Annotated in this window: 19 protein-coding genes; 1 reads left to right on the forward strand and 18 read right to left on the reverse strand. The window is 40.6% G+C overall.

What is annotated here, in order from left to right; translation table 11 throughout:
• Positions 1-119: 119 nt before the first annotated feature.
• The 7 genes from ezrA to tmk all read right to left on the reverse strand — a co-directional run bounded on the left by ezrA (position 120) and on the right by tmk (position 7549).
• The gene (ezrA, locus tag AB1I63_05550) at positions 120-1844 is read right to left on the reverse strand and encodes a septation ring formation regulator EzrA (protein MEW4354349.1); all 1725 of its coding nucleotides are present in this window, start codon (positions 1842-1844) and stop codon (positions 120-122) included.
• An 85-nt stretch (positions 1845-1929) separates the two neighbouring features.
• Positions 1930-3876 carry a DNA topoisomerase (ATP-hydrolyzing) subunit B gene (gyrB, locus tag AB1I63_05555; protein MEW4354350.1) on the reverse strand — a complete coding sequence of 649 codons (1947 nt, stop codon included), beginning with the start codon at positions 3874-3876 and terminating at the stop codon, positions 1930-1932.
• Between the two features lie 12 nt (positions 3877-3888).
• Positions 3889-4452 carry an HAD-IA family hydrolase gene (locus AB1I63_05560; protein MEW4354351.1) on the reverse strand — a complete coding sequence of 188 codons (564 nt, stop codon included), beginning with the start codon at positions 4450-4452 and terminating at the stop codon, positions 3889-3891.
• Between the two features lie 350 nt (positions 4453-4802).
• Positions 4803-5672, reverse strand: a complete 870-nt coding sequence (gene rsmI / locus AB1I63_05565) for a 16S rRNA (cytidine(1402)-2'-O)-methyltransferase (protein ID MEW4354352.1) — start codon at positions 5670-5672, stop codon at positions 4803-4805.
• 3 nt (positions 5673-5675) lie between these two features.
• Positions 5676-5996: a DNA replication initiation control protein YabA gene (gene yabA / locus AB1I63_05570; protein MEW4354353.1), complete on the reverse strand. Its 321-nt coding sequence runs from the start codon at positions 5994-5996 to the stop codon at positions 5676-5678.
• 21 nt (positions 5997-6017) lie between these two features.
• Positions 6018-6917: a DNA polymerase III subunit delta' gene (locus AB1I63_05575; protein ID MEW4354354.1), complete on the reverse strand. Its 900-nt coding sequence runs from the start codon at positions 6915-6917 to the stop codon at positions 6018-6020.
• Positions 6918-6919: 2 nt separating this feature from the next.
• On the reverse strand, positions 6920-7549 hold the full coding sequence (gene tmk, locus AB1I63_05580) for a dTMP kinase (protein MEW4354355.1): 630 nt from the start codon (positions 7547-7549) through the stop codon (positions 6920-6922).
• Between the two features lie 144 nt (positions 7550-7693).
• On the opposite strand from tmk, the gene AB1I63_05585 reads away from it, so the two are divergent.
• Positions 7694-8557 carry a YitT family protein gene (locus AB1I63_05585; protein ID MEW4354356.1) on the forward strand — a complete coding sequence of 288 codons (864 nt, stop codon included), beginning with the start codon at positions 7694-7696 and terminating at the stop codon, positions 8555-8557.
• A gap of 30 nt (positions 8558-8587) precedes the next feature.
• Here the strand turns inward: AB1I63_05585 and AB1I63_05590 are convergent, their stop codons facing one another.
• From AB1I63_05590 to upp, 11 genes are all read right to left on the reverse strand, one after another.
• Positions 8588-9244 (reverse strand): CBS domain-containing protein, encoded by a 657-nt coding sequence (locus tag AB1I63_05590; protein ID MEW4354357.1) that lies wholly within the window; start codon positions 9242-9244, stop codon positions 8588-8590.
• A 99-nt stretch (positions 9245-9343) separates the two neighbouring features.
• A complete protein-coding gene (locus AB1I63_05595; protein ID MEW4354358.1) occupies positions 9344-10405 on the reverse strand; it encodes a zinc-dependent alcohol dehydrogenase family protein in 1062 nt (353 codons plus the stop codon).
• A gap of 227 nt (positions 10406-10632) precedes the next feature.
• On the reverse strand, positions 10633-11343 hold the full coding sequence (locus tag AB1I63_05600) for an ABC transporter ATP-binding protein (GenBank protein ID MEW4354359.1): 711 nt from the start codon (positions 11341-11343) through the stop codon (positions 10633-10635).
• Positions 11343-12107: an ABC transporter ATP-binding protein gene (locus AB1I63_05605; protein ID MEW4354360.1), complete on the reverse strand. Its 765-nt coding sequence runs from the start codon at positions 12105-12107 to the stop codon at positions 11343-11345. The genes AB1I63_05600 and AB1I63_05605 overlap by 1 nt, the downstream gene beginning before the upstream one ends.
• Complete coding sequence (locus tag AB1I63_05610; protein MEW4354361.1) at positions 12107-13060, reverse strand: branched-chain amino acid ABC transporter permease; 954 nt, start codon at positions 13058-13060, stop codon at positions 12107-12109. The genes AB1I63_05605 and AB1I63_05610 overlap by 1 nt, the downstream gene beginning before the upstream one ends.
• Before the next feature lie 3 nt (positions 13061-13063).
• Complete coding sequence (locus AB1I63_05615; protein ID MEW4354362.1) at positions 13064-13933, reverse strand: branched-chain amino acid ABC transporter permease; 870 nt, start codon at positions 13931-13933, stop codon at positions 13064-13066.
• A 170-nt stretch (positions 13934-14103) separates the two neighbouring features.
• Positions 14104-15267: an ABC transporter substrate-binding protein gene (locus AB1I63_05620; protein MEW4354363.1), complete on the reverse strand. Its 1164-nt coding sequence runs from the start codon at positions 15265-15267 to the stop codon at positions 14104-14106.
• A gap of 209 nt (positions 15268-15476) precedes the next feature.
• On the reverse strand, positions 15477-15752 hold the full coding sequence (locus AB1I63_05625) for a DUF2129 domain-containing protein (protein MEW4354364.1): 276 nt from the start codon (positions 15750-15752) through the stop codon (positions 15477-15479).
• A 98-nt stretch (positions 15753-15850) separates the two neighbouring features.
• Positions 15851-16342: a class I SAM-dependent methyltransferase gene (locus tag AB1I63_05630; protein MEW4354365.1), complete on the reverse strand. Its 492-nt coding sequence runs from the start codon at positions 16340-16342 to the stop codon at positions 15851-15853.
• A gap of 199 nt (positions 16343-16541) precedes the next feature.
• Positions 16542-17165, reverse strand: a complete 624-nt coding sequence (locus AB1I63_05635) for an ATP-dependent Clp protease proteolytic subunit (GenBank protein MEW4354366.1) — start codon at positions 17163-17165, stop codon at positions 16542-16544.
• Between the two features lie 68 nt (positions 17166-17233).
• Entirely contained in the window at positions 17234-17863 is a 630-nt protein-coding gene (upp, locus tag AB1I63_05640; protein MEW4354367.1) for a uracil phosphoribosyltransferase, read from the reverse strand.
• Between the last annotated feature and the right edge of the window lie 184 nt (positions 17864-18047).

An 18047-nucleotide genomic window follows, 5' to 3' on the forward strand; every position in this document is an offset into this window, starting at 1 on the left:
CATAATAATTTGCTCAGAATTTTCAAGAATTTATTTGCAAGCATAGAACTCTACTCTTTATCTAGGATTTTATCACTGATTTTACAAAAAAAGATTAGGAATTCATCCTAATCTTTTGCTTAAAAGCGAATCGTTTCGCGTGTTTTTTCATAAGATGTTACAAAACGTGTTGAAACACCTGGTTCTACAATATCTAAAGCCTGCGAAATTTCTTCAAATGATGCTTGGTAATCAAACTCATGCTCAAAAATTTCTAGCGAGCGATTGAAAGCTGCTTGAACCCCCTCATCAAATGAACGATAACGATTTGAATACTGGAGTAATTGCTCGGTTAGCGTTGCATATTGAACAATACGATAAGTTTCATCTTCTAGTTCTCGCATGTCATTGGTTAAAATGTCAAGCATCCGATTAACATCTGCCATATCAACCAAATCACGCTCCAAATCTGCGACTAAATCTTCTGTATGATTGCTCGCAGTAAAGAAGAGTTCTAGGAAACTCTTTGGAATTCCCGGAAGATTGCGTTTTTCCATATAACGCTTAATGGTATGCAACTTATTGACATAGATATTGGCTTTTTGACGAGCATTGACATCATCTTTTTCAATCTGAGCCAACGTTTCACCTAATAAAATCTGCTCATCTTCAATTTCTTTCAAGCGGTTTTGAATCGTTTCTAACTTCTCAGCCCAAATCGAATAGGCTTGCTTCACATCTGAAGAATCCTCCACTGCACCAAGAACCACTGTATCCAAGCTCACCAATTCATTTTCCAACTGATTGATGTGATCACGCAACGTTTCTGGAATCAAATAGACCTTACTCAAACGATCCAACTCCGAAGAAATATTAACTCGATTATCTTTCATGTGCGTTAGGTAGGCAGGAAGAGTTTTTAAAAACTTTTCTGTCTTTTTATGCGCCTCGATTTCACGGGTAAAGATATCATAAAGCGTATCAATTTCTTCTTGAATTTGCTCGTTTTCATACTGGGTATTATCCAATTCAAGTGCAGCTAGATTCTCACGGTTATGACTCACTAGCATATGCAACTGTTGCAAACGAGACTCGATATCTGTCTCCATGAAATGGTAATCACTCTCAAGGAGCTTGCGGTAACCAGACTCTAAATCCTCTACTTGCTCAGGAAGCTTTGTCATCAACTCTACCACAATCGCTGGAATTTTTTCCACAATCTGCGTAAGAGCAAGAATATGGTCTTCTGTTTTATCTAAAATCTCTGCCGCTTCAATCGGATCACCAGATGAATTCAAGGTTACAAACTGAGAAAACTCTGATTCGATATTTTCAAGTTGCTTTTCAATTTCAGAAAGAGCAACTCCATAGCTATCTGCATGATTAGCCACATTCGTGCGCAATTTTTCAAACAAGTCAAGAGCATGAACCACTCGTCCGCTGTTATGCGCCTCTTGCTCTTCCAAGCTCTTTAGAGCTTCACGAATGGCTGCGATATCCTCTTCAATCAAGCCAATCTGACTTTCAATCTTATCAATGCCGTGTTTAGCTTTTAAGAAGCGAAATGAATTATTATAAGTTTCCGTTTCAAACAGATTATTTTCAATATCTGCAAATGAATTTAAGGATAAATCAACCCATTTTTGATTCCACTCACGAAAGGCAATCTGACTTTGACCGATCAAATGCAAGTTCTTGACTCTTTCGACCTCGTCATTGACTGGAAGATTATAAAGCTCTTCTTTTTTCTCCTCTAGTTTTGTAAGTAGGGTTTCATTTCTCTTTCTCAATAGTACAGCAGTAATATAGGCTACAATCAATAGCACTGCTATGACTATGGTCAGTATGATTAGTCCACTAGACATATATAACTCCTTTTTCCTATTACTTGAAACAATCATGATTATTATATCACAATTTGTTTAGCAAATGTCAGTTTTTTTGATTTTTTTAAACGTCCAGTGTACTGTAAACAGCATTTGCTTCAATAAAGTCACGACGAGGCTCTACTTTATCCCCCATCAGCATATCAAAAATCTTGTCTGCTTCAGCTGCATCATCCACAGACACGCGCGCCATCAAGCGATTTTCTGGATTCATGGTTGTCTCCCACAATTGGTGATCATCCATTTCTCCAAGCCCTTTATAGCGCTGGATAGTCGGTTTTGCCCGTCCTTCTGAATAACGCTCTAAAGCTGCCTGTAATTCCTCTTCTTGATTGGCTCCTGGCTGGATATACTCTTTAATCTCACTACCAACCTTGATACCATAAATCGGAGGTTGAGCGATATAGACATACCCTGCCTCCAAGACTGGTTTCATATAACGATAAATCAAGGTCAACAGTAGCGTACGGATATGGGCTCCATCAACATCGGCATCGGTCATAATGACTAATTTTTGATAACGAGCCTTGCTCACATCAAAATCCGCCCCAAAGCCTGTTCCCATAGCGGTAAACAAGCTACGAATTTCTTCGTTTGCCAAAATCTTATCCATGCTCGCTTTTTCCACGTTCAAAATTTTCCCACGGATTGGCAAAATCGCTTGGAATTCACGGTTTCGACCTGATTTGGCAGAGCCTCCCGCTGAATCTCCCTCCACAATGAAAAGCTCTGTTTCAGCTGGATTATTGGATGAGCAGTCTGCTAGCTTCCCTGGAAGATTTGAAATCTCAAGTCCTGACTTTTTACGAGTCACTTCACGCGCACGCTTAGCTGCAATCCGAGCCTTAGCTGCCAGAATTCCTTTTTCCACAATTTTTTTCGCAACTTGTGGATTTTCTAGTAAAAATTCTGAGAATGCTTCACTAAACAAGCGATTCGTGATTTTAACAACCTCGCTATTGCCTAGCTTAGTCTTGGTCTGACCTTCAAACTGGGGATTTGGATGCTTGACCGAAATCACAGCTGTTAAGCCTTCGCGCACATCTTCCCCTGTTAGGTTATCCTCATTTTCCTTGAGCAATTTATTTTTCTTAGCATAGTCGTTAATTACACGCGTCAATGCTGTTCGAAATCCTTGCTCATGAGTTCCACCCTCATGGGTATGGATATTATTGGCAAAGCTCATAACGGTCTCATGATAGCCTGTCGTGTATTGGATAGCTACCTCAACCGTGATGTCATCCATTTCTCCATCTGTATAGATTGGCTTATCAAAAATGGCATCCTTATTTTCATTGATGTATTCTACATAGCTAGAGATTCCACCTTCATAGTGGTAATCGCGTGTCTGCTCAAGCCCTTCACGCTTATCTGTAATTGAAATTTTCAAGCCACGGTTCAAAAATGCCAACTCTTGAATCCGTTTATTAAGCTTGTCAAAATCATAGATAGTCGTTTCGGTAAAGATTTCAGGGTCTGGCGTGAAGTGAACGGTTGTTCCTGACTTATCTGTCTCCCCAATAACCTTCAAATCGTCTTGGACTTGTCCACGGCGGTATTCTTGGTAATAGATTTGACCATTTTTATAAACCTTAACGTCTAGCTGGGTCGAGAGGGCGTTAACAACGGAAGAACCTACTCCGTGCAAACCTCCAGATACCTTATAGCCGCCACCTCCGAATTTTCCTCCAGCATGAAGCACCGTAAAGACAGTCTCAACCGCAGGACGACCTGTTTTTTCCTGAATATCAACAGGAATCCCACGACCATCATCAACAACCGTAATGGAATTATCCTCTTCGATATAAACCTGAATAGTCGTTGCAAAGCCTGCTAAAGCCTCATCAATGGAATTATCCACAATTTCCCAAACCAAGTGATGAAGCCCCTCTTTTGAGGTGGAACCAATATACATCCCTGGTCGCATCCGAACTGCTTCAAGCCCCTCTAAGACTTGAATCTGACTGGCATCATATTCTTGTGCTTGTTTCTCTTTCTTCTCTTCTGTCATCATGTTCCTTTTCTAACACTTGATTGTCTGCTTTAGCTGCTCCATGCTATCAAATAGATACGTCGCAAAGCCCGCAGCACTTCCTGCTTTCATATCAATTTCTCGATCACCAATGACCAAGCCATTTAAAATGTGATATTTGTCTTTTAGATAAAGCATAGATTCTGGATTTGGTTTTCGCTGAAAGCCACTCTCTGAGGTCACCACTTCTGTAAAATAAGGTGCAATCTCTGTCTTTTCTAATAATTCCAAGACCTGATTATTCCGATGGGAAACAAGAAAATTTCTCCCACCTGCTGCTACAATAGCAGAAAGAACAGACTTCGTCCCTGGAAATAGAAGCGGATGAGTCAGCTCAATAGCTTCTTTCTCTTTGTACTGCTGTAAAAAATCTGGAATATCAGGCGCAAATTCTTGAATCGCATATGCTGTCGAACATTTCAAGGCTTGATAGACCTCATCATGTTGGGCTTTTCGTCCAAATCTCTCTAAAGTTGCAACAAATGCAGTTGTTGAAGATTCATAATTGTCAAGAAGCGTGCCCCCTAAATCCCATATGTAATCTTGATAATTCATACCCTTTATTATACCATATTTTCTCAGAAAAAGTTCTTAAAATGCTAGATAATCAAGGAAAAAGAGCACAAAAATGTGAGGGTAGCACGCAATAAAATAAAAAAACTTGGGAGTGGAACTCAATCGTGATTTCGTAGAAATCGATTTGCCTCACTCCCTTGTTTCTAATCTCTGGCTAATCGAATCCACTGGATTCATTTACTCCCACCCCCGCAAGGTTAACACAGCTTGTAGAATATTGACTTATCAATGTTTTACAAGATCGACAACTACTGCGTCAAACTGCTCAAACTATAAAAATAAGGAAGTTGGGTACTTTTCCCCAACTTCAAGCCATCTTTTCTGTTTTTTTATTCTGGGTGCTTTAGGTGAAAGCGAGCATAAAGATCGCTTTTAGATAAACCGTACTTTTTAGCGACTTCCTTCATCGCCTTGGTTTTTTTCATTCCTTCTGCAATCAATGATGAAATTTCTTCCATTAAGACAGTTTCTGTCACCTCAGAAAGCTCTTCTTTATTCGAGCCTGAAACAATCAAGAGACACTCTCCCTTGAGCGGTGTTTCTTGAATAGACTCTATCAACTCTGAAATATTTCCACGACGGTATTCTTCATAAATCTTGGTCAACTCTCGAACGACCACAGCTTCTCGATCACCATAAACAGCTAGCATATTTTCCAAGGTTACCTTCATACGGTGAGGTGATTCATAAAAAATCTGCGTTTCAGGATAGACCTTTTTCTCTTCAAAAAAATCCTTTTGCTGACCAGATTTGCGCGGTAAAAATCCATAAAAAATATGAGGTTGCGGAACTAGACCGCTTGCAATCAAGGCAGAAATCCCAGCACTAGCTCCTGGAATCGTCACCACTGCAATCCCTTCTTGAATGGCTGCTTTAACCAAGTCCTGACCAGGATCAGAAATACTCGGCAGCCCCGCATCAGAGACTTGTGCTAGATTTTTCCCCTCTAGCAGTAAAGCTAACAAGTTAGGAATGCGCTCTTTGGCATTATGCTCGTGAAAGCTGATCTGCTTGGTCGAAATATCAAAATGCTTGAGTAAAAGCCCTGTATTTCTCGTATCTTCTGCTGCAATTACATCCACTTCTTGCAAGGTCTTCACTGCACGAAAGGTCATATCCTCCATATTTCCAATAGGAGTAGCGACCAGATACAGGGTGCCTAAGGATGTATCCCCTTTAAAGCTTTTTTGAATCTGCATGTGCTAAACCTTTCTAAAGAGCAATTCATCACAAAACATACATTCAGCATCATTTTCACGTCGTTGCCCATAGAAATCCGTACAAATGTGAAAACCATCCTCATAAATTCGTTTTAAATTGTCTCTTCCTTGCTTAGATTTGGTTGGCGTTGCCTTATCCACCTCTCCCAAACGCTCCCGTAATTTATCGTTTTCAAGGCGAAGGGCGGTATTTTCTTCAATCACAGTCTTAAGATTTTTTTTGATAGCTTCCACTTCTGCCAAGGTGACAAATAAATTTTGTGAAAAAGCATCCAAGGCATCAAATAATTCTTTTTTATTCATCTAGTTCTACGATTTTCCTCTCTAAAACGACGATTGGCCTTGCAAGACCATATATTCCAATGCATTTTGACTATTGACATTGGCCTGCCACATCTGACGTGCCAACCCTAAACGACTGAGATAGACTAGCGCCCGTTCATTTCCCATTTCCCTAGCAAAACAGACTTCTAGCAAACGAAAAAGCTGGTCCTGCTTTTCTTTATCATCTGCCAACTGCACCAAGGTCGATACCTGTAAATACGCTTCTTTTTTACCTGCTAATATAGAGCGAACAAAACGCTCAATTTCTGTCAATAAGCGCAAGAAACTAGCATTCTTAGCGCTACTAAGAGCTTCTTCTTCTGTGTGTGCATAGGTCGCAATGACATCCGCCTGCTGTTTGATTAACCCTTCTTTCTCTAAACGATGGAGGAGATAGTCGTAGGATTTGGGAAAATGAAAAATCTGCGTCCGACTTTTAATGGTTGGAAGGATTTTTTCACCATCACGTGCCAAAAAGAAGACATAAATTTCACTTTGAGGCTCTTCAATCACTTTCAATAAGCTGTTTGCCGCATTGACGTGCATCTTATCCGCACCACAAATGATAAAGACCTGGCGGTTCCCCTCTACCCCAGATTGGGAAAAATTACGGACCAATTCCCGAATCGTTTCTGTCTTAATCAGTTGATTCGTCGGACGTAAAATCGTCACATCCGAAAAAGCTTCTTCTCTAATCAAACGACAATTTCGACAGACTCCACAAGCAAAGACCGTCGTTTTTTCTTGACAAAACAAGGATTGTGCTAGGAGCTGCGCCATCTCAAAGCTTGCAAAAGAGCCTGTAAATAAATAAGCGTGATTGAGCCGCCCCTGCTCTAAGATGCGTTCAAAATGCTCAGTCAAATCAGGTTGTAACTCTCTTAGTTTTTTCTCTGACATCCCTAGTCACTTTCCTTTTGAAGATAAGCCCAGCAGTCCTCTACAACAGAGTCTAAGGATTGGCTAGCATCTATCTTCACCATACGACTCGGCTCTTTTTCTAAAATCGACAAATAGCCTTCTCGGACACGACGATGCCAAGCAACACTTTCTTGATCCAAACGGTCAAATCCTCGATCCTTACTCTTTGCAATCCGAGCCAAGCCCTCTTCTACTTCAATATCCAAATATAAGGTCAAATCAGGCTTCAAACCATCTGTCACAAATTGATTGAGCCATTCAATATCAGAAACCAAAAGTCCCCGTCCAAATCCTTGATAAGCTACTGAACTATCAATAAAGCGATCCATCAAAACGAGCTTTTCAGACTCAAGCGCAGGAAGAACCTTTTCTTTCAAATGCTGCCTACGACTAGCCACATAGAGCAAAAGCTCCGTCTTTTCATCCATCGCAGTATAGTGAGGATTGAGAATAATCTCTCGAATCGCCTCTCCAATCTCTACGCCACCAGGCTCACGCGTCGTCATAAAATCAATGCCTGCTTTTTGCAACCTCTTCTCCAAAGCCATCAAAACTGTGGACTTCCCTGCACCGTCAGGTCCTTCCAAGGAAATCAATTTACCTTTTCTCATATTGTCTCTCTTCATTTTTTCTCTTTCTCTATTCTATCAAAAAAAATCAGAAAAATCACTGACAAAAATGTTCCCATCCCTCTTCCAAAAACCTATTTTTTTGATACAATAGAGGCAGGATTTAGAAACATTTAGGAGAAAGCTATGGGAAAACTAAAAAACTACGCACTCATTTTGCTGGGAGCAGGCATTTTTGCCTTTGGAATCAACTACATCGTCATTCCCAACCACTTATTTGAAGGCGGTGCGACGGGAATTACCTTGATTACCTATTATCTCTTTAAAATTCCCGTCTCGCTGATGAATTTAATCATCAACATTCCTCTCTTTATTCTCTACTGGCGGATTTTTGGTGCCAAGACCTTATACTCCAGCATCTTAGGGACTTTTGCAGTTTCTGCCTGGCTAGCTATTTTTGAGAAAATTCCTTTCACCCTTGATTTAGATGGAGATTTAGTCATTGTCAGTCTCCTTGCAGGGATTATCCTTGGAGCAGGGCTCGGCATCATCTTTAATGCAGGAGGAACGACCGGAGGTACAGATATTGTTGCTCGTATTGCCCATAAATACACAGGAATGTCCATCGGTAAACTCATGCTCCTTGTGGATTCATTTGTTCTGGTACTTGTCGTTTTAGTGTTCAAAGATATTGTTATGGTAACCTACACCTTGATTTTTGTCTTTATCGCCTCTCGTGTGATTGATTTGATTGGTGAAGGTGGATATGCAGGTAAAGGATTTCTCATTGTCACTAGCCATCCGAGAGAATTGGCACAAAAAATCGGAGAAGAGTTGGAACGCGGTGTGACTTTCTTAAATGGTCAAGGTTTTTATAGCCAGTCCGAGCTTCAAATCATCTATTGTGTAGTCGGAAGAAATGAAATGCAAGATATGAAGCATATCATTTTAGATATTGACCCCCATGCCTTTACCACCATTACTGATGCTCATGAGATTATGGGCGAAGGCTTTACACTAGATGAAAATAAACAACCTATTCAACGATAAAAAGTTGCAGAATTATCTGCAACTTTTTTCTTATAATTTCTTAGCAGATGTGCGGACAATATCCTCTACTGGAATGCCGCTCTCTTCAAATTTCGCTTTCAAAGCAGCTAAATCTGTATTGCCATCCAACTGTACTTCTGTAATAACTTTACCATCCTTACGAGGAATGTTGAGGATATTTGCGATATTAAGATTTTCATCCACGATTAAATGAATGATTTTCTCCATCACACCGACCTCATCTTCTGTGACAAAGCGCAAACGAACCCCTTCTTCACCATAACCAGCCACCTCTAAAAAGGCACGGAAAACATCTCGGTCTGTAATGACCCCTGCCACTTGATCATTGTCCACTACTGGCAAAATCCCAATCTTGTTTTTCAACATCAAATAAGTCGCATCCTCAAGACTAGCAAACTTTGAAATTGTGACAACATCACGAATCATGACATCCTTGACTTTGGTTTTATTCAAGAGATAGTTCATCTCATAAATAGATAGGCTAGTTGCCTTTGAAGGGCTTGCTTCTGCAATCGTTCCTTCTGTCACAAGACCGACCAAGCGATCGTTTTCGATAACTGGAAGACGATGCAAGCCTTGCTCTCTCATCATATCCGCCGCATGAGCAATCGTAGTATCTGGACTGATATAAATCACCTTACGAGTCATAAAATCTTTTACTGCCATGGACATTCTCCTTTTTCTTTTCCTGCTTCTATTATACTGTATTTTTCTGAAATTTCCTAGCCTTGAAACGCAAAAAGAGGGCAAGCGCCCTCCTTTTTATTATGCTTCTGGAGAAAGGTCATTTTCGATAATGACTTTAATCGCATGGTGATCTGCTGCTTTAGAGAATACTTTGTAAGCTTCTTCGATTTCACTCAATTTGAAGTAGTGAGTAACTAATTTTTCAGGAGCAATCTTATGAGATTCCATAGCTTTCAACAACTGAGGAGTTGTATTTGTAGATACAAGACCAGTTGTCACATTGATATTGCGAATCCATAGACGATCAAGGTCAAATTGAACAGGTACACCGTGTACACCAGCATTTGCAATCGTACCATCTACTGCAATAATCTTTTGACAGAAGTCAAATGTCGCTGGAACACCAACTGCTTCAATCGCCACATCAACCCCACGACCATCTGTTAGGTCAAAGATTTCTTGAATAGCTTTTTCAGCATCTGCTGAATTCACTTTATGAGTTGCACCAAATGAAAGGGCAGTGTCCAAACGGTTGTCATCCAAGTCTACCATGATAATCTTAGCTGGTGAGTAGAACTGAGCTGTAAGAAGTGAGCCCAAACCAACAGGACCTGAACCGATAATCGCAACTGTACATCCTGGCTCTACTTTACCTTTCAAGACACCAATTTCATAACCAGTTGGAAGGATATCAGATAGCATAACCAAAGCTTCATCTGACAACCCTTCTGGTGTATGGTAAAGTGTATTATCTGCATGTGGTACGCGAAGATACTCAGCTTGTGTACCATCAATCAAGTGACCGAAGATCCATCCACCTTCGTCTTCACAGTGAGCATAAATACCTTTTTTACAGTAGTAACATTTTCCACAAGCGCAGACACAAGATACCAAGACTTTATCGCCTTTTTTGAAGTTTGTAACTCCTTCACCAACTTCTTCAACAACAGCGATTCCTTCGTGTCCTAGAATACGACCACTTTCAACAACTGGCACATCACCTTTGATGATGTGAAGGTCAGTTCCACAAATCGTTGTTTTCAACATACGAACAACAGCATCCGTTGGTTTCAAAACAACTGGTTTTTCTTTTTCTACAAAGGCTGCTTCACCTGGTTTAACATATGTATAAGCTTTCATCAGCTTTCTCCTTTTGTGAATGTTTTTACTATGTTAGTATAACATACGTTGTTCTGTTTTGCAAGCGTTTTCTTGAAAATTTTTTATTTTTTTGCAGTAGAATTGTTTCGTTTTGATTTCGTACAAGGCGACGAATCACAGGTTAGGCAAGGCGAGTGAAGAATGTAATCAATGAAAACTAAATGACTACAAAAAAAGATGGGTAGCCCCATCCTTTATATTTATCATTAGCCACCCAGATAGGCTTTGCGAACTTCATCTGAAGCCAGCAATTCTTGACCTGTACCTGATAGCACAATTTTTCCTGTTTCAAGAACGTAACCGCGGTTTGCGATAGAGAGAGCCTTATTGGCATTTTGCTCAATCAAAAGAACCGTTGTTCCTTGCTTTTGAATATCTTGAATAATATCAAAGATTTCTTGGATAAAGATAGGAGCAAGCCCCATCGAAGGCTCATCCAAGAGCAACAACTTAGGAGTAGACATAAGGGCACGCCCCATGGCTAGCATCTGCTGCTCACCTCCAGAAAGTGTCGCTGCATCTTGGTTTTTTCGCTCTTCCAAGCGTGGGAAACGAGAGAAAACTTTTTTAAGATTGGCTTGGTTTTCTTCCCGATTTTTCTTGAGGAATGCACCCATTTCCAGGTTTTCCATAACGGTCAATCCTGAAAAGACATGGCGACCTTCTGGTACTTGAGAAAGCCCTCCTGCTACGATTTTTTGGGCAGGCACTTTTTGAATCTCTTGACCCAAGAAGGAAATCTGACCATTACTTGGACGGACCAAACCTGAAATCGTGCGTAGAATAGTCGTTTTTCCAGCACCGTTGGCACCGATAAGAGACACAACTTCTCCTTCATTCACTTCAAAGCTGACATCATGGACAGCCTGAATCATGCCGTAATGCACAGAAAGATTCTCAACTTTTAGCATAGACATTAGGCTTCACCTCCTAGATAAGCTTCAATAACACGTTTGTCATTCTTAATCTCCTCAGGTGTCCCGTGAGCAATCAAACGACCGTATTCTAGTACATAGATGCGCTCCGTCACTTCCATGACCAAGCTCATATCATGCTCGATGAGCATGATGGTAATGTTAAATTCATTTTTAATGCGGCGAATCAAGTCTGTCAATTCTGCCGTTTCTTGCGGATTCATCCCTGCTGCTGGCTCATCCAAAAAGAGGATTTTAGGCTCCGTTGCTAAGGCTCGAACGATCTCTAAACGACGTTGCTGACCGTAGGCGAGATTTTTTGCCAAGGTATCTGCATCGCTATCAAGGTCAAAGATTTTTAGCAAATCAAGCGCTTTTTGCTTCAACTCTTCTTCGTTTTTGTAGAAGGCAGGAAGACGGAACATACTGGCAAAGACATGCTTTTTATGGTGATTTCCAAAAGCAATCAAAACATTGTCTAATACGCTCAAATCTTTAAACAAACGGATATTTTGGAAGGTCCGTCCCAAGCCAAGAGAGGCAATTTTATAGGGTGCTTGACCATTGAGCAAATGCCCATCCAGAGTCACTGTCCCTTCACTCGGCTCATAGACACCTGTTAACAAGTTAAAGAGGGTGGTTTTCCCTGCACCGTTTGGTCCGATCAAGCCGACCAACTCACCTTCATTCAATTCCAAGGTAACGTCACCTACGGCTGTCAATCCACCAAAATGCTTGGTTAAATGTTTTACATCAAGAAGTGCCATTATTTCGCCACCTCCTTATTTTTTTTGAAAAATCGAGACAAGCTCAACTCCCATGTTCCTAATAATCCACCTGGGCGGAAAATCATCACGAGAATCAAGGCAAGTGAGTAAATAATCATCCGAATGCTTGCCACATCCTGCAAGAGCATATTGAGAATGCCTAGCACAATCGCCGCCACAATCGTTCCAGTCATAGACCCCAAACCACCAAATACCACGATAATCAAGATATTGATGGTATTGGTAAATGAATAATCTTTTGGAACGACAGATCCGACATAACCTGCATATAGGCTACCTGCGATACTTGCAGTCATAGCACCGAAAGTAAAGGCAATGACTTTGATTTTAGTCGTATTGACCCCGACAGATTCCGCTGCAATCTCGTCCTCACGGACAGAAAGCGTCGTCCTACCAATCGGGCTGCGCAAGAAATTAACGGTAAAAATCGTTGTCAGAACAACAAAGAGATAGACCATTTGCCAGCTGGTAAAGTTTGGAATTCCCAAGATCCCTGCTGCTCCATTGGTCAATTCTCCACCGTTCACAATCAGGATACGGATAATTTCAGATACACCAAGGGTCGCAATGGCAAGGTAGTCGCCTTTTAAGCGCAGAGTTGGGATACCAACTGCAAGGGCAACAGCACCAGCAATCAAAGCACCAAGAACCATGGCTCCAAAGAAGGCACCGTAAGTTGGAGATTTTGAACCGATAATAGCTGCTGCATAAGCACCAATCGCCATAAAGCCAGCGTGACCAAGTGAAAATTGACCAGAAAAGCCAACAATCAAATTCAAGCCAACGGCTAAAATGATGTTAATCCCAATTTGTTGCAAGATTTGTAGGTAAAAATCATTCAAAATACCCACACTAGCCAAAACAGTAATCACCAGATAAATAGCTGCAAGAAGGCCAAGCCATAAAAGATTGACCGTTAGATTTTTCTTCATAGGTTACACCTTCTCCTTCACATTTTTTCCTAGAATACCTGCTGGACGAACCAACAAAATCAAGATTAGAACCGCATACACAATCGCATCACGGAAGTCTGACATCCCAAATGCTGTCGCAAAGGTTTCAAGCAAACCAATAACAAAACCACCAAGTGCTGCACCTGGGATAATACCGATTCCTCCTAAAACTGCTGCAACGAAAGATTTCAGACCTGGCGTCATTCCCATCAAAGGCTCCAGCGAGTTATAGTAGAGGGCAATCAAGACGCCTGCTGCACCTGCAAGGGCAGAACCCAAGGCAAAGGTGAAGCTAATAGTCCGATTGACATTGATTCCCATTAGCTGAGCTGCATCACTATCTACTGACACCGCACGCATGGCTTTCCCCATCTTGGTCTTTTGAACAATCAATTGAAGAAGCACCATGAGTACCAAGGATACACCTAAAATCATGAGCTGAATATTGGTCAAGCTGATTGGACCAAAAGTATAGCGAACCGTATCAATCACCTGTGGGAAAGAACGAGTATTCGCCCCGAAGAAATAGACCATAGCATATTCCAAGAAGAAGGATACACCAATCGCTGTAATCAAGGCTGCAATCCGCGTCGAATGACGAAGAGGACGATAGGCTAAAAACTCAATCAAAACACCCAAAGCTGCCGTTCCCACCATAGCCAAAAGAAGGGCTACAAAGAAAGGCAAGCGGAGCGTATTTATGAGGAAATAACCCATAAAAGCACCCATCATATAAATATCACCATGGGCGAAGTTGATGAGTTTAATAATTCCATACACCATGGTATAACCGAGGGCTAAAAGGGCATAAACGCTTCCCAAGATTAAACCATTGACAAGTTGCTGGAGCATGTAACACCACACTTTCTATTGATTTTCAATGCGTGAAAAATTCACTGTTGTCTATTATATCATATATTCCCTAAAATCCACAAAAAGGGGAGTAAGAAAAACTCTCTTTGAAGTTCTCTCACTCTCCTATTTGAATGATCACTCTACAAGTGATAGGAATCCTTTTTTTATTATGGTTTCACAGTTTCTGCAGCTGTTACTTTACCATTGTTCATGGTCATCATGAAGGCTGTTTTCACTGTGTTGTGATTGTCATCAAAGCTTGTGTCTCCTGTTACCCCTTCAAAGTTTTTAGTTTTAGCAAGGTTGTCTTTGATTTCAATAGATGTTTTTGCCCCTTTTGCTGCTTCTGCTACAAGGTAAACAGAGTCATAAGCAAGAGCTGCAAAGGTAGATGGCTCTTCATTTCCATATTTTGCTTTGTAAGCGTCAAGGAATTTCTTAGCCTTATCAGATACATCCACAGTTGAAGAGAATCCTGAAATGAAATAGATATTTGATGCTTTTTCTGGTGTAGCCTGTTGAACAAATTCTTCACCGTTAAAGCCATCTCCACCAACGATTGGCTTGTCGATACCAAGACCACGCGCTTGGTTTACGATTTTACCTGCTTCTGTGTAGTAACCAGGGATAACAATCGCATCAAACTCTTTTCCTTTAATCTTAGTAAGTGCTGCTTGGAAGTCACTATCACCTGCTACAAATGTTTCATCTGCAACGATTTCACCCTTGTAAGATTCACGGAATGATTTAGCAATTCCTTTTGCGTAGTCACTTGAGTTATCTGTGTAAAGGACCACTTTCTTTGCACTGAGTTGATCAGTAACGTATTTAGCAATGATTTTTCCTTGGAAGCTATCTTGGAAAGTTCCGATAAAGAGATAGTCTTGACCTTTTGTCAATCCATCTTGCGTTGCACTTGGTGAGATCAATGGCACACCAGCTTTAGTCGCATTTGGAATCGCTGCTGCAGTCGCACCTGATGTCGCAGGTCCTACGATGGCATTCACTTTTGATTGAGTTACCAAGTTTGTCGTAACAGAAGCAGCTTCTGCTGTTTCTGATTTGTTATCTTTATCTACAACTTCAATCTTTTTGCCATCAATTCCACCAGCTTTGTTGATTTCATCAACCGCAAGTTGTGCACCTTTTTGCTCCGCAGTACCGTAAGCTGCTGTTGCACCTGTTTCTTCAAAGTTGAAACCGATTTTAATCGTTTTTTCATCAACTGGTGTACCAGTCGCGTTTGATCCACCCGACTTGACTTCTCCACAAGCTGCAAGAAGCGCAACGCTTGCAAGAGCTACAAATGATAATGCAAATTTTTTCTTCATGTTTGTCTCCTTAACATTTTCTAAAAATGATATGTTAAGAATATACCGAATTATCTGACAATTGTCAACCCAAATATTCTAATTTTTACATGATAACGTTTTCTATCTATTTTATTGTTTCGTTTTGAGTTAGTTGGAAGCAACGCATCACAGGCAAAATCTAGTTCGACAAGATGAGTGAAATGACGTAATCAATGAAAACAAAATGACTATAAAAGGTTGCCGACAAAGTTCGTATCTAAATCTTGAAGGTAGCAAGGCATAACTTTTTTGATATATTTTTCTTTAGAAAGCTGATGTAATACTTCCTCTGCTTGCTCTTTAAAGACATAAAGCTGCACATAGCGGTGTTTTTTAGAGTGATAGACAATATCTCCTACTTGTGCAACTTTTTTAGCGTCTCGATTGTAGTATAGATAGGCAATTAAGCCTGTTCGTTCTTGTAATTCCACCTTGAATCCTTTCTTATTTTCTTCATTACACATGAAAATAGAGTTGCTCGTTGATTCATCAATAAACCATCTGCTTCGTAAAAAGGATGAAAATCTTCCAAAATCAGTCCATTTTGAACTGAAAATTCTCTTCATTCTTCTTCTGAAAAGCCATGATGAATCAAATGACTGCTCATCTGGTCATTTTTGAGAACATCCACAATGATCAAACGCCCGCCCTCTTTCAGGCGACCAGCTAACTCCTTAAAAACTTGACTGGTATCTGGAATATGCAGCAGCGTTTGAATGACAAATATCACATCTACTTTTTCCTCGTTAGCCTGAAATTGCTCCAAAATCTGGGCTTTCACATGAGATAAACCCAAAACTTGACATTTCTGCTTGACCTGCTCTACCATTTCTTCAGCAATATCGACTAAAAACAAGCTTTCAAATCTATCTTCAAAGGGCAGGCTCATCAAACCAGTCCCACAACCGTAGTCTAATAAGACGGATTCGCGAGGAGTACCTGCTAATAGCCTAATGAGTTCTTTCTTGATAATGCCTAAAACCCTTTCTCTCTCAGGCGTATCATAACTGTCTGCCATCTTGTTGAAAATACCTTTTGTGGTCTCTTGATTCATGTATACTTCTTCTTTATCTTCTCCATTCATACCAAAAAATAGGAGTGAGACTCAATCATGATTTCAAAGAAATCTATTTCCCTCACTCCCTTGTGTCTAAGTTCGGGCTAACCTAATCCACTGGATTTGGTTACTCCCAAGATTAACTAAGTTTGTAAAATGTAACAAAATCAGAGACTTTACCACAAACTCATGCTTCTTACTTCAAGTGGTTGTTTTCCATGATTTCATCAATGAAACCATATTCTAAGGTTTCTTGAGCACTCATCCAGTAATCACGCTCTGCATCCTTATGGATTTGTTTGACGGTTTTCCCAGAATTTTCTGCCAAGATTTTTTCAAGGTTATTACGAGTTTTAAGCAAGTGCTCCGCTGCAATCGCCATATCTGTCTGCTGAGTACCACCACCAGTACCACCCATTGGCTGATGAATCATGTATTCTGCATTTGGCAACATGAAGCGTTTACCTTTAGTACCGCTTGAGGCAATCACAGTTCCCATGCTAGCTGCCATTCCCATAACAATAGTTTGAACATCTGATTTGATGAAGTTCATGGTGTCTACAATAGCAAGACCTGCAGAAACTGAGCCACCTGGAGTATTTACATACAAGTAAATGTCCTTCGTACTATCTTGGGCATCTAAAAAGAGCAACTGCGCAATGATAGAATTGGCCATATTGTCTTCAACAGGGCCGGTCAACATGATAATTCGGTCTTTTAAGAGACGAGAATAGATGTCATAGGAACGTTCTCCACGACTGGTTTGTTCAATAACTACTGGAATCATTGGTTTCTCCTTCTTCTTTGATTCAAGAGGGATCTCCTCTTGTTCAATCGTAATCTATGCCTATTATACCCTATTGGTCAAAAAAGGTCAAACATCAACTCTTATTTTGTGCCAAAGAGACGATCACCCGCATCTCCAAGTCCTGGAACGATGTAGCCATGCTCATTCAAACGTTCATCGAGAGCTGCTGTAAAGATTTCAACATCTGGGTGAGCAGATTGAAGAGCCTCTACTCCTTCGGGTGCGGCAACCAAGCAAACAAATTTGATATTGGTTGCTCCACGTTTTTTAAGAGAATCAATAGCTAAAATTGCGGATCCCCCTGTGGCAAGCATTGGATCTACGACAAAAATTTGACGTTGGTCAATATCTTCTGGCAATTTTACAAGGTATTCAACTGGTTTTAGCGTTTCTTCATCACGGTACATCCCGATGTGTCCGACTTTAGCTGCTGGTACTAAACTCAACAAGCCATCTACCATACCGATTCCTGCCCGTAAGATTGGCACAATGGCTAATTTCTTACCTGCCAATTGCTTTTGAACCGTTTTAGTAATCGGTGTTTCAATTTCCACATCTTCTAATGGTAAATCGCGCAACACTTCATACCCCATCAGCATAGCAATCTCATCGACTAATTCGCGAAATGCCTTAGTCGGTGTATTTGTCCGACGCAAGATAGAGAGCTTATGTTGAATAAGTGGATGTGCGATAACTTCAATTTTTCCCATGTTGGAATGACCTTCTTTCTTTTTATTCGTTCTATTATACCATATCTAGCCTGTGATTTTCCACTCACTAGCTATCAAATCAAGACTTTTATAGTTGTTTATAGTGTATACTCGTGGTGCTAGTTAATTTCAAACTACAATAAAAAGCCCAAAAGGACTATACTGTAAGTTCCGAAACAAACAG

This window comes from Streptococcus pneumoniae (assembly GCA_040719455.1).
Lineage (GTDB): Bacteria > Bacillota > Bacilli > Lactobacillales > Streptococcaceae > Streptococcus > Streptococcus pneumoniae_G.